Source organism: Streptomyces sp. NPDC002845 (assembly GCF_053591955.1).
The window spans coordinates 42,095-54,496 of sequence record NZ_JBSFUU010000029.1 but is presented as its reverse complement, the minus strand read 5'-3'; the positions used below and the strand labels follow the sequence as shown (position 1 = coordinate 54,496).

General features: G+C 70.3%; 11 protein-coding genes. 2 read left to right on the top strand and 9 right to left on the bottom strand.

Going from position 1 to position 12,402, the window contains the following annotated elements; all coding sequences use genetic code 11:
• Positions 1 to 79 precede the first annotated feature (79 nt).
• Complete coding sequence (locus ACWD3C_RS22115; protein ID WP_451146395.1) at positions 80 to 988, top strand: helix-turn-helix domain-containing protein; 909 nt, start codon at positions 80 to 82, stop codon at positions 986 to 988.
• A 6-nt stretch (positions 989 to 994) separates the two neighbouring features.
• Here ACWD3C_RS22115 and ACWD3C_RS22110 read toward each other — a convergent pair whose 3' ends face one another.
• The 9 genes from ACWD3C_RS22110 to ACWD3C_RS22070 form a co-directional block, all read right to left on the bottom strand.
• Positions 995 to 1,459 (bottom strand): molybdenum cofactor biosynthesis protein MoaE, encoded by a 465-nt coding sequence (locus tag ACWD3C_RS22110; protein ID WP_451146393.1) that lies wholly within the window; start codon positions 1,457 to 1,459, stop codon positions 995 to 997.
• 40 nt (positions 1,460 to 1,499) lie between these two features.
• A complete protein-coding gene (gene moaA / locus ACWD3C_RS22105) occupies positions 1,500 to 2,489 on the bottom strand; it encodes a GTP 3',8-cyclase MoaA (RefSeq protein ID WP_451146391.1) in 990 nt (329 codons plus the stop codon).
• Between the two features lie 97 nt (positions 2,490 to 2,586).
• Entirely contained in the window at positions 2,587 to 3,717 is a 1,131-nt protein-coding gene (locus ACWD3C_RS22100) for an XdhC family protein (protein ID WP_451146389.1), read from the bottom strand.
• Between the two features lie 139 nt (positions 3,718 to 3,856).
• On the bottom strand, positions 3,857 to 6,061 hold the full coding sequence (locus tag ACWD3C_RS22095) for a xanthine dehydrogenase family protein molybdopterin-binding subunit (RefSeq protein WP_451146387.1): 2,205 nt from the start codon (positions 6,059 to 6,061) through the stop codon (positions 3,857 to 3,859).
• Positions 6,058 to 7,038, bottom strand: a complete 981-nt coding sequence (locus tag ACWD3C_RS22090; protein WP_451146385.1) for an FAD binding domain-containing protein — start codon at positions 7,036 to 7,038, stop codon at positions 6,058 to 6,060. The genes ACWD3C_RS22095 and ACWD3C_RS22090 overlap by 4 nt, the downstream gene beginning before the upstream one ends.
• A 12-nt stretch (positions 7,039 to 7,050) precedes the next feature.
• On the bottom strand, positions 7,051 to 7,692 hold the full coding sequence (locus ACWD3C_RS22085) for a (2Fe-2S)-binding protein (protein ID WP_451146383.1): 642 nt from the start codon (positions 7,690 to 7,692) through the stop codon (positions 7,051 to 7,053).
• Positions 7,693 to 8,215: 523 nt separating this feature from the next.
• On the bottom strand, positions 8,216 to 8,728 hold the full coding sequence (locus tag ACWD3C_RS22080; protein WP_451146381.1) for a hypothetical protein: 513 nt from the start codon (positions 8,726 to 8,728) through the stop codon (positions 8,216 to 8,218).
• Between the two features lie 49 nt (positions 8,729 to 8,777).
• Positions 8,778 to 9,821, bottom strand: a complete 1,044-nt coding sequence (locus ACWD3C_RS22075; protein WP_451146379.1) for an ornithine cyclodeaminase family protein — start codon at positions 9,819 to 9,821, stop codon at positions 8,778 to 8,780.
• A gap of 142 nt (positions 9,822 to 9,963) precedes the next feature.
• On the bottom strand, positions 9,964 to 10,452 hold the full coding sequence (locus tag ACWD3C_RS22070) for a MarR family winged helix-turn-helix transcriptional regulator (RefSeq protein WP_451146377.1): 489 nt from the start codon (positions 10,450 to 10,452) through the stop codon (positions 9,964 to 9,966).
• Positions 10,453 to 10,607: 155 nt separating this feature from the next.
• Between ACWD3C_RS22070 and ACWD3C_RS22065 the strand changes: the two genes are divergently transcribed.
• Positions 10,608 to 12,026 carry a pyridoxal phosphate-dependent decarboxylase family protein gene (locus tag ACWD3C_RS22065; RefSeq protein ID WP_451146375.1) on the top strand — a complete coding sequence of 473 codons (1,419 nt, stop codon included), beginning with the start codon at positions 10,608 to 10,610 and terminating at the stop codon, positions 12,024 to 12,026.
• Positions 12,027 to 12,402: the final 376 nt, after the last annotated feature.

Sequence of the window (12,402 nt, the reverse complement as noted above, 5' to 3'; positions counted from 1 at the left end):
AGTATCAATACGAGTCGGAGAGCCGATGCTGTACGCTGCTCCGCATCAGCGAGGCACGTTTGACAACTGGAGGACAAAAATGTCTTCACATGTGGCGCCCGGTGACCAAGTGACGTCCGGACTCGACCGGCGTACCGAGCTGAAGGAGTTCCTGCGTTCTCGCAGGGCCCGGCTCAGGCCCGAGGACGTGGGCCTGTCCTCGCACGGGCGGCGCCGGGTTCCCGGACTGCGGCGCGAGGAACTGGCGCCGCTGGCCGGCGTGTCGTACGCGTACTACGCGCGCCTGGAGCAGGGATACGGCGAAACCATGTCGGCCGAGGTGCTGGACGCCGTCGCCCACGCCCTGCGCCTGAACGAGGAGGAGCGGGACCATCTGATCCGGCTGGCCCAGCCCGACCGGCAGAGCACGACGCAGGCCGCTCCCCCGCCGCAGCGACTGCGGCCCACCATCCAGCACCTGCTCGACACGCTCGGCGTACCCGCCTACGTCGTCAGTCGGCGCATGGACATCCTGGGGTGGAACCGGCTCGCCGCCGCCGTCTTCGGGGACTGGGCCCCGCTGTCGCCCGAGGAGCGCAACGTGGCCCGCCTGACCTTCCTCTCGCCCGCGGCGCGCGACCGGTTCGCCGACCCGGGCCGCACCGCGCTGAGAGTCGTCGGCGTTCTGCGCATGAACGCCGGCAAAAGCCCCGGGGATTCATACCTCTCTTCCCTGATCCAGGAGTTGTCGCAGAAGAGCGAGGAGTTCCGGCAGTTGTGGGCACGGCACGAGGTGAGCTGCGGGACCGTCGGCGACTCCGTGCGGATGCGGCACCCGCTGGTGGGAGAGTTCGACCTCGCCCACGAGCCCATGGCGCTGCCCGGGGACGCCCCCATGCGGCTGAACACCTATCACGCCGAGCCGGGCTCCCGGTCGGAGGAAGCCCTGCGGATGCTGGCCAGTTGGGAGATGGAGCCGCTGCGCCAAGACAGCGGGACCAACTGGTGACGGCCTCTACGCGCCGACCCATTCATCGTTTCCGTCCGAGAACTTCTGGTGCTTCCAGATGGGCACCTCGTGCTTGAGGTCGTCGATCAGTTTCCTGCAGGCCTCGAAGGCATCTCCCCGGTGCGGACACGCCACGGCGACCACGACCGCCGTCTCTCCCACCGCGAGTTCCCCGACCCGGTGCACCGCGGCGAGGGCACGCACCGGATGGTTCGCCACGACCTTCTCCGCGACCCGCCGCATCTCGGCCTCGGCCGTCGGGTGGCACGAATACCCCAGGCCGTCCACGTCCGCGCCTGCGTCATGGTTCCGCACCGTGCCGACGAACAGCGCGATCCCGCCCGCCGCCTCGTCGCCGACGGCCCGGAAGACCTCGTCGAGGGAGAGCGGTGTCTGTCGTATCGCGATCAGCCTGATCGGCTGGGGGTGCGCCTGTTCACCGGGGTGCTCGTGCGTTTCGTGGGCTGCCATGCCTTCGTGTCTCCATACCTGTGGCAAAGGTGGTTCCGGGTCAGCCGCCGATGGCCGACATGGGGCGGTCCGGCTGCAGGAACGAGGGATCGTCCAGGCCCGCGCCCGCCTTCTTGCCCCACATCGCCGCATGCCAGATCCGGGCGATTTCTTCGTCGGGGACTCCTGAGCGGAGCGCGGTGCGCAGGTCGGTCTCCTCGCGGGCGAAGAGGCAGGTGCGCACCTGGCCGTCAGCGGTCAGGCGGGTGCGGTCGCAGGCCGCGCAGAACGGTCGGGTGACCGAGGCGATGACGCCGACGCGGTGCGGGCCGCCGTTCACGAGCCAGCGTTCGGCCGGGGCGGAGCCGCGCTTTTCGCCGGCTTCGGGGGTGAGGTCGAAGCGGGTGCGCAGCGAGGTGAGAATGTCGCCCGCGGTCACCATGGCCTCGCGCTTCCAGCCGTGCTGGGCGTCCAGGGGCATCTGCTCGATGAAGCGCAGCTCGTAGTCGTGCTGCACGGCCCAGGCGAGGAGGTCGGGGGCCTCGTCTTCATTGAGCCCGGGCATCAGGACCGAGTTGACCTTCACCGGCGTCAGGTCCGCTGCGCGGGCGGCTTCGAGGCCGTCGAGGACGTCCCTGTGGCGGTCCCGGCGGGTGAGCGTCTTGAAGACGTCCGGGCGGAGGGTGTCGAGGGAGACGTTGACCCGGTCCAGGCCCGCGGCCTTCAGTGCCTCGGCGGTGCGTTTGAGGCCGATGCCGTTGGTGGTGAGGGACATCTGGGGGCGGGGGTCGAGGGCGGCGACTCGCTCGACTATGCCGACCAGGCCGGGGCGCAGCAGTGGCTCGCCGCCGGTGAAACGGACCTCTGTGATGCCGAGGGAGGTGACCGCGATGTCGATAAGGCGGACGATCTCGTCGTCGGTGAGCAGGTCGGGCTTGGCCAGCCACTGCAGGCCCTCCTCGGGCATGCAGTACGTGCAGCGCAGATTGCAGCGGTCGGTCAGTGAGACCCTCAGGTCGGTGGCCACCCGGCCGTGGGTGTCGATGAGCACGTGGGGCCTCTCCTCAACGCGTGTCGGTTGCTTGTGACTCGTCAGCGAGCGCGGGACGACTCGGCGCGCGCTGTCATGCGGTCAGGAGCGCGGCTGGTCATGACATCTGGGCCACAGGGACGGGACTGTGGATGGGACCGGGGACGTGGGACAAGGGCAGGCCGGTGCCGTTGTTGGTGTGGGCGATGATCTCGGCGGTGATGGAGATCGCTGTCTCTTCGGGTGTGTGGGCGCCGAGGTCGAGGCCGATCGGTGAGTGCAGGCGCGCGAGGTGCTCAGCGGGCACGCCGGCCTCCCGCAGCCGGTCCAGTCGGTGTTCGTGGGTGCGGCGGGAGCCCATCGCGCCGATATAGCCGACCGGGAGGTCGAGAGCCGCGCGCAGCAGGGGGATGTCGAACTTGGCGTCGTGGGTCAGGACGCAGATCGCGGTGCGGGCGTCGGTCTCGGCGTGCTCCAGGTAGCGGTGGGGCCAGTCGACGACGACCTTGTCGGCGTGTGGGAAGCGGGCGTGGGTGGCGAAGACGGGGCGGGCGTCGCAGACGGTGACGTGGTAGCCGAGGAAGCGTCCGGCCTGGCTGAGGGCGGCGGCGAAGTCGATGGCGCCGAAGATCAGCATGCGGGGCGGCGCTGTGTGGGTGTGGACCAGGAGCGTCAGCTTCTCGGGGCAGGTGTCGGCGTCTCCGCCGACCTCGACGCGGGCGGTCCGTCCCGCCCGCAGCAGCGCATGGACCTGGGCCACTACCGTCCGGTCCTCGCGGGTACCGCCCAGTGTGCCGTCGTACGCGCTGCCGTCCCCGAAGACGGACAGGGTGCGGCCGAGGAGGTCTTCCGGTCCGTCCACGACCTGTGCCACGGCGACGGGCAGACCGGCCAGCAGTTGTTCCAGGGCGGTGGTGAGGTGGGACTGGTGGGCGGGGTCGATCCGCTGTACCAGGACCTCCAGCTCGCCGCCGCAGGTCAGGCCGACGGCGAAGGCGTCGTCGTCGGAGTAGCCGAACCAGGCCCGCTGCGGGGGTTCGCCCGGCTCCAGCACCTGCCTGCACAGCTCGTAGACGGCTCCCTCCACGCATCCGCCGGAGATGCTGCCGACCACGGTGCCGTCGGTGTCCACGGCCAGTGCGGTGCCGACCGGCAGGGGTGCGCTGCCGCTGACCTGGATGACGGTGGCGAGGGCGAAGGGGCGGTCCTCGCGGCACCAGCGGTACAGCGTGTCCGCGATGTTCAGCATGAGAGGTGTCCTTCTGGGGTGGTGGGGAAGCCCGCCACCGCGCCGGCATGGGGGGATGGGGCGCGGTGGCGGGCCGATCAGTGGAACGGTTCTCAGGACCCCGGCCGGGTGGTGGGAGAGGCCCCTTGCTGCCCGGGGTTCAGAGCAGGGCTTCGGGAGTGATGGGCAGTTCGCGGACGCGGCGGCCGGTGGCGTGGAAGACCGCGTTGGCGATGGCGGGCGCCACGCCGACCATCACGAGCTCGCCCAGGCTCTTCACGCCGATGGGGTCGGCCTTGTAGTCCTCCCCGTCGAGGTAGATGGCCTTCAGGTCGGGGATGTCGGCATGGGTCGGCACGAGGTAGTCGGCGAAGTTGGCGTTGGTGATCCGGCCGTCGCGGTGGTCGGTGATCGTGTGCTCCAGCAGGGCCTGGCCCATGCCGCCGATCATCCCGCCCAAGGCCTGGCTGTCGGCGAGCTTGGGGCTGACGATCCGGCCCGCGTCGTAGACGCCGAGCATCCGCCGCACCCGGACAAGACCCAGGCGGGCGTCGACGGCGACCTCGGCGAACACCGAGCCGTAGCTGTACATCGAGAACCGGCTCTCCTCCTCCGGGGTGTACGACCCGCGTGCCTCCAGGTGGGTGCGGTTGTTGCGGGCGAGGAGCTGCCGGTAGGTCTCCCCCCGCGCGGGGCTGCCCTTCACATGCATCCGGCCGCCGCGGACCTGGACATCATCGGCGTCGACGCCGTGCAGCGGTGAGCGCTCGTCCTCGACCGCGAGCTTGATCGCCTGCTGCCGCAGCTTGTCGCAGGTGTCCTGGACGGCGGAGCCCACGCTGGCCATGGTCTGCGAGGCGCCCTGTGGCGGGGCCGGCGGCATCCTGGAGTCGCCGAGCTGGAAGGTGACGTGGCGCACCGCCAGGCCGAGGGCGTCGGCGGCGACCTGGCTCATGGAGGTGTACGTGCCCGTGCCCACGTCATGGGTCGCGGACTGGACCACCACGGTGCCGTCGGCATCGAGCCTGGCGTGGGCCTGGGCCTCGCTCTGGAAGAGGTCGTAGCAGCCGGTGGCCACGCCGGTGCCGATGAGCCAGTCGCCGTCACGCGTGGAGCGCGGCCTGGGGTTGCGCCGGTGCCAGCCGAACTCGCGGGTGCCGACGCGGAAGCACTCGCGCAGTCGCCGTGTGGAGAAGGGCTGCTGCGTGGACGGGTCTTCGCCGGGTTCGTTACGCAGCCGCAGCTCGATCGGGTCGATGCCGAGCTTGTAGGCGAGTTCGTCCATCGCCGACTCGATGACGAAGCTGGCAGTGGAGTAGCCGGGGCCGCGCATCCAAATCGGGGTGACGACATCCAGCGGCACGATCTGGGGCGTCTGGCTGACGTTCGGCACGGCGTAGAGCATCTGCCCCAGCGCCAGGTTGGCCTCCCAGAACTGCTCGTAGCTGGAGGTCTCGTACTTGAAGTCGTGGGTCATCGCGGTCAGCCGCCCGCGCCGGCTGCTGCCCAGCCGCAGCTTGTACTCGTACGCGGGCCGGAACCCCACGCTGAAGTACATCTGCCTGCGGGTCAGGACGAGTTTGACCGGGCGTTTCACCTCACGTGCGGCGAGCGCGGCGATGGTGGTGTTCGGCCACCGCCGCAGTCCGTTGCCGAAGGCGCCGCCGATGAACGGCGTTAGGACACGCACGTCCTCCGGTGGAATGCCGAACACGGACGCGAGCTCGTTCTGTACGCCGATCACGTGCTGGGTCTTGTCCCACAGGGTGAGCTTGTCGCCCTCCCAGCGGGCGATGGTGGCGTGCAGCTCCATCGGATTGTGGTGGTTGCGGGAGAGATGGTAGGTCATCTCCATCCGGACGTCCGCGGAGCCCAGCGCTTCCTCGGCGTCACCCCGCGAGTAGGGCTGCGCGAAGGGCTGAGGTCCGTCTTCGGCCGGGACGTCGGTCAGGTCGGTCGAGGCCTCCTCGGCGTCGTAGGTGACTTTCACCAGGCTCGCGGCGTGCTCTGCGGCCTCCAGCGTGGTGGCCACCACGACCGCGACCGGCTGGCCGAAGAACCGGACACGGTCGTCCTGGAAGATGTGCAGCCGCTCGCCCGGGAAGGGGATGAAGGGGAACTCGCGGTAGGCCAGCTCGGGCGCGTTGCGGTGGCTGATGACCTTCAGCACGCCGCGCTGGGCTTCGGCGTCGCGGGTGTCCATACCGGTGATACGGCCGCGGCTGATACTGCTGTCGACGACGACGGCGTGCACCACCCCGTCGATGTCGTGCTCGGCGGCGTACTTGGCCTGGCCGGTCACCTTCAGCCGCCCGTCCACCCGGGACAGCGGGGCTCCGACGGCTGCCTGCGGCTGCGGGCTCACTTGGTACCTCCTACGATGCGCAGCTGGCGTTCGACGGTCCGCTGAAGCAACTCGACCTTGAAGCGGTTGTGCTGGAGGGGCCGGGCCCCGTCGGCGGCGTGTTCGGCGGCCTGGGCCCACAGGGCGTTCGACGGCCGCTTCCCGATGAGCTGCCGCTCGACGGCGGGCAGCTTCCAGGGCACGGTGCCCACGCCTCCGGCGGCGACCTTCGCCTCGCGGATCACCCCGCGGCGGATGTGCAGCGCGACTGCGGCCGAGGTGAGCGCGAACTCGTAGGACTGCCGGTCGCGCACCTTCAGGTAGCCCGACTTCAGCGGGCGCGGATGGGCCGGAACCTCGACCGCGGTGATCAACTCGCCCGGTCGCAGGTCCTGTTCACGGTTCGGTGTGCTTCCCGGCCTGAGCAGGAAGTCGGCGAAGGGCACGGTGCGCTCGCCGTCCGGGCCGAGCAGATGGACCGTCGCCTCCAGCGCCGCGAGGGCCACGGCGAGGTCGGAGGGGTGCGTGGCCACGCAGTCCTCGGACGTGCCCAGGATCGCGTGGGTCCGGTTGACGCCGCCACGGGCCGCGCAGCCCGAGCCCGGCTCCCGCTTGTTGCAGGCGGCGCTCACGTCACGGAAGTACGTGCACCGGGTGCGCTGCATGATGTTGCCGCCGATGGTGGCCATGTTCCGCAGCTGCGCCGACGCGCTCAGCTCCAGCGCCTCCGAGATCACCGGATACAGGGAGCGCACGCCCTTGTGGGCGGCGGCCTCGGCCATCCGCACCAGCGCGCCGATCCGCAGGCCACCACGCCGGGTCACGGTGACCTCGCGCAACGGCAGACCGGAGATGTCGACCAGCGTCTCGGGGCGTTCGACGGTCTCGCGCATCAGGTCGACCAGCGTGGTGCCGCCGGCGATGTAACGACCGCCGTCGCGGCCCGCGTCAAGGGCCTCACGGGTGTCGGAGACCCGGGTGAAGGAGAAGGGATGCATGGGGACCGTGCCTCATTTCCCGTGCGCGGTCTGCTCGACCGCCCGCACGATCTTCACGTAGCAGCCGCAGCGGCACAGGTTGCCGCTCATGAACTCCCGGATCTCCTCCGGTGAGCCGGTGTGGCCCTCCTTGATGCAGCCGACGCCGGACATGATCTGGCCGGAGGTGCAGTAGCCGCACTGGAAGGCGTCCTGGTCGATGAACGCCTGCTGCAGCGGGTGCAGCCGGTCGCCCCTCGACAGGCCCTCGATGGTGGTGACCTCGGCGCCTTCCAGCCGGACCGCCAGCGTCAGGCAGGAGTTGACCCGCTGGCCGTCGACCAGGACGGTGCAGGCGCCGCAGGCACCGGCGTTGCAGCCCTTCTTCGAGCCGGTCAGGTCCAGGTGTTCGCGCAGCAGGTCCAGCAGCGAGGTCCGGTTGTCGACGGTGACGGTGTGCTGCTCACCGTTGACGGTCAGGGAGACGCGGCTGCTGGACGACGTCTCGGCGGCGTCCGCGGTCTCGGCGCCGAACACGGACGGCCCGGTTATCAGGCCGCCCGCCACGACCGCACCGCCGACGACGGTGGTGGTCGCGATGAACGTACGCCGGGACGTGCCGGACGCAGATCCCTCGGGGGGAGAAACAGTTGACTCGGGGGGTTCGATGGACATGCCCACTCTCTCGGTCGACGGAGGACGGGTGGCGGGGAGATGGGTGGCGGCGTGGTGACGCCGCAAGCGGTTATGCGGCGGATTCCGTGCCGGACTCGGGCCGACGGGACAATGGGGGATCTCCTTGATCGAGCGCGTGGACGACTGCTGCAGGTGAGCAGTCCCACCAGGCGGCGTCGTGTTCCGCCGTGTCCCGGCGGAGCCATCGGGCCGACGCCGCCGGGACACGGTTCACGCCGCGGCGGACGAGGCGGGCCCTCGGCCCAGGAGGAGTGCTGCGGCCGGGGCTGAACACGATCGGCAGCCGCCTCACCAGGCCTGCGGTGCGGCACGGCATCCACTGTGCAGCACGCGGCGCGATCCAACGAGCAGAGAGTTTTGGGACGACTCGGGTCGGTACCACTGCCGTTGGTACGCCTGGCAGTAGCAGCCAGAGCCGTCCACCCGTCGGCGGTGGTCCTCACGCCGTCATGCGCGGGGGAGGGTGCCGCCGCGGTCCGGAATCGAGTGGCGGAACGGGAGACTACGGAGTGACGGTCAGGCCGGTGGTGCCGACGGTGTCGGTGCCGTCGTCGTAGCCGATCAGGCCGAGACAGGTGTGGCCGGTCGGTAGGTCGCGCCAGGACACCGTGATCCCGGCGGTGCCGCCCACGGTCACCCGCTGTTCGGCCGGGGTGGCGGTGGCCGGGTTGTCCGGCCCGGTGCCCGGGCCGATCAGCCGGGTGTGAAGCGTGTACGTCCGGCTCGTGGCGCCCTCGGACTTCAGGGATCGCGTAATGCTCCTCGAAGGCGACGATACGCATGTCCTGCCACGGAAGCCGTCCTCAGCGAGTGGGCGGTTGGTAGTAGCGGCCGGCGGAGGTCGGGCGGTGCCTCCCGTCAGCAGGGCGGTTTCGGCGGCCAGGAGCGCGTCGAGCGCGGCAGCCCGGTCCTCCGGGCCCGGCACGCGGACCGTCTCGCCCGGGCGGAGTCCGCCCAGGCCTGCCTGGGCCACGCCTTGCGGGGTCATGGCGAGGGGAACGGTGGGGCGCTCCACGCCACGCCGGTACCCACCGGGACCCGCACCGGAAGCGGGGTGGATCGGCTCACTGCGAGCCGGGGAGGTCGAGCAGCCCGGCCATTGCCGCTGCGGCTTTGTGTCCCGATCCGGTGAGGATCGCGACCACGTCATCGTCCGGACGGAGGTGTCCTGCAGCCGTGAACTGGGCCAGTGCCGGGACGACTTGGGCGCTGGTGGGTTCGGTGTACAGGCCGGTTCGGGCCAGTGCCAGGACCGGTGCGTCGGCGGGGGCGTGCTGCAACTCGCCCAGCCGGCGGGACTGCTGAGGAAGGTCGCAGAACAACGTGGCCCGTGCCAGCAGCGGCGGGGGCGGTTCCCGCTTGCCGGGGGCGTCGGCGCCCATGCAGGAGACGTGGGCGCCCGGGCGGATCCATTCGGCTTCGAAGAGCGGTGCGTCGTCGACGGTGCTGGTGGTCGCGGTGACCACGGCATCGGCGGCCGCGCAGGCGTCTCGGGCCTCGGCCGGTGCTGCGTCGAGACCGATCCCGCGCAGAGTGCCGGCCATGGCTGCGGCACGCTGTTCGCTGCGCCCCACCACCAGCACCTGGCGGATCGGGCGAACACGGCTGACCGCGCGGGCGTCGTGGAGTGCCTGGTGCCCTGTGCCGAAGACGGCGAGGACCTGCGAATCGGCGCGGGCCAGGGTCTGGACGGCAAGGGCGTCGGCAGCAGCGGTGCGGTAGGCGTTGGCAGCTCCGACCTCCAGCACCGCAGCGATCCGGCCGATCCGCTGGTCGAGCAGCAGCAGTGTCGAGTGGTGCCGCGGCAGCCCGTACTGGTCGTTGCCCGGCCAGTAGGTTCCGATCTTGACCCCGGCCCGGGTCGTCGAGGCGGCCGGCTCGACCGTGTACCGGTTGCGGGGGGCGGAACCGTGAGTGACCAGGCTGTCCGGTGCCGCGCCGGTGACCGAGTCGAGGAAGGCGGCCCGGGCCGCTTCCAGGGCGAGAGGGTCGAGGACCTCGTGGGTGACGGGCCGCTCGTCGCGGCCTATGCGCTCCAGGAGATCTCGGGCTTTCGAGCGGGCGATCCAGGCCGCGGCGACGTCCGGGCGCTCGGCAACGCCTAGCACGACGCACCCCGGCGGAAGGCCGGTCACCATGGTCTGCCCGGCCGGAAGGCCGCCCCCGCGGCGCGCCCGGTCACCGGGTTCCGCAGTGGCGCAGCGGTGTCGACGCACCACCCCCGGCGAAAATCGCCACGCGCCGGTGAAGTCAGCCGGCGGCGTCGCTCAGCGCCTCGTTGATGTCGCTCAGCGCGCCGGTCAGCCGTGTGTAGTCGTCGCGGGCCACGGGCGTGACGAAGTACCGCTCGACGACATGTGCGTGAACGGTCGCCGCCTGAAGGAACACGGTACGGCCGTGATCAGTCGGTTCCACCAGCACGCTTCTGCGGTCCTCCGGTGACGGAACGCGGCGGACCAGGCCGGCTTCTTCCATGCGGTCGATCAGCCGAGTGGTGCCACTGCTGGTGAGGGTGAGGTCCTCGGCGAGTCGGCGCTGGGAGACCTCCTCTCCCGGCTCGCGGCACAGCCTGATGAGGACCTCCAGCATCGTATGACTGATCCCGCACTCCCGTCGCAGGGCCGTGTCGATCCGCTGCTCCAGGCGGGTCGCGGCTTTGATCAGCAGCCCGAAGTCGTGAACCAGCTGACTGTTGGCGGCACGGGCGGCCTGGTCGCCCCGCCTGGTCGCGGCATTCACCTGCCCAGGTCCTCCCATCCTGACGGTCCTGGCCCGCGAGTTTACTGCCACCTCACCTACTGCCATCTCAATTGCTGAGCAGTCAATTGCTGACTGCTCAACAAAATTCTATGGTGGACGCCACCCCGTCGGCCACATCGGAGAGAGGGACATCCATGGACCTGCAGCACTGGCTCGACGGAGCCACCCACGCAATACAGGACTGGGCCGACACCTTCGGCCCCTACCAGCCGCACCCGTCACTCCAGGTCGACGACGACCGCTTCGCCACAGCCTTCGAGGAGTTCACCGGGAGACTGAGGGACAACTACCCCTTCTTCCACCCGCATTACGCGGGGCAGATGCTCAAACCCCCGCACCCCGCCGCAGTGGTCGGCTACCTCACCGCCATGCTGATCAACCCCAACAACCACGCCCTGGACGGCGGACCGGCCACCGCAGCGATGGAGCGCGAGGTCATCGGGCAACTCGCCGCGATGTTCGGCTACGACACCCTCCCCCGTAGCCCTTCGGGCACGGGCGGTGCCCCCATTCGCTCCGACTACGCTCCGCTCGGCCACCTCACCACCAGCGGCACGATCGCCAACCTCGAAGCCCTCTTCGTCGCCCGCGAACTGCACCCCGGTCGAGGTGTCGCCTACAGCGCGGAGGCCCACTACACCCACGGCCGCATGTGCCGTGTGCTGGGGATGGAGGGACACGCGGTGCCCACGGACAACCGGGGACGCATGGACCTCGACGCGCTGGAGGACCTGCTGCGCAGCGGCCGGGTGGGCACGGTCGTGCTGACCGCCGGAACCACCGGGCTGGGGGCCGTCGACCCGATCCACGAGGCACTGCTCCTCAAAGAGCGTTACGGCGTCCGTCTCCACGTCGACGCCGCCTACGGCGGCTTCTTCACCCTGCTGGCAGGCGCCGACGGGCCCGAGGGACTCGCGCCCGAGCCCTGGCGGGCGATCGCCCGGTGCGACTCGGTCGTCGTCGACCCGCACAAACACGGGCTCCAGCCCTACGGCTGCGGTGCCGTGCTCTTCCGCGACCCCGAGGTGGGGCGCTTCTACCTCCACGACTCGCCCTACACCTACTTCACCTCCACCGAGCTCCACCTCGGCGAGATCAGCCTGGAATGCTCACGCGCCGGCGCCTCGGCCGCCGCCCTGTGGCTCACCTTCCAGCTCATCCCGCCCACCGCCGACGGCCTGGGCCGGGTGCTGGCGGCGGGCCGCCGGGCTGCCCTGAAGTGGGCCGACCTGATCAGCGCATCCGAGGTCCTGGAGCTGTACCAGCGGCCGGAGCTGGACATCGTCACCTACTTTCCCGCTGTCGAACCCCTCACGCTGACCGCCGTCGACACGGCATCCTCGCGCATCCTTACCGACGGCATGACGAGTCCCGATCCGGTGTTCCTGAGCACCCTCAAGGCCGACCACGAGGCGTTCACCGCACGCCACCCGAAGATCACCACGGACGCCGCCGGCGCCCGCGTCCTCCGCAGCGTGCTGATGAAACCGGAATCCGAGCAGCACGTGAAACGCATCCACACTCTGGTCGAACAGATCACCCGCTCGCACTGACCACCGATACGTCCACGCTCCCCCGGCTCCAACCGGACCTGGCGGAGAGCGCCGCTCCGGCCGCCGAACAGCGGTCTGCCCATCCCCTGACGACTCGCAGCGCACGCAGGCGGCGTCACCCCCGCGCTGAGGAGTCGAGCGGGTCATCCGCCGCCGCAAGACCAAGCCCCTGGGCACTTGGACCCCAAGGGCCACATCACCCAGCCCTGAGAGCTTCCTCACAAAGGACACGCCTCAAGAGCTGATCAACCGAAGATCCACGACGCAGCGCGGACCGCCGACGGCCTCCCAGCCGTGGCGGTCCGCGCTGTCATGCCCAGAGACATCCATCACACCCCGAGAGACAGGAATGGGTGGCATCGCCATCGCGATGCCA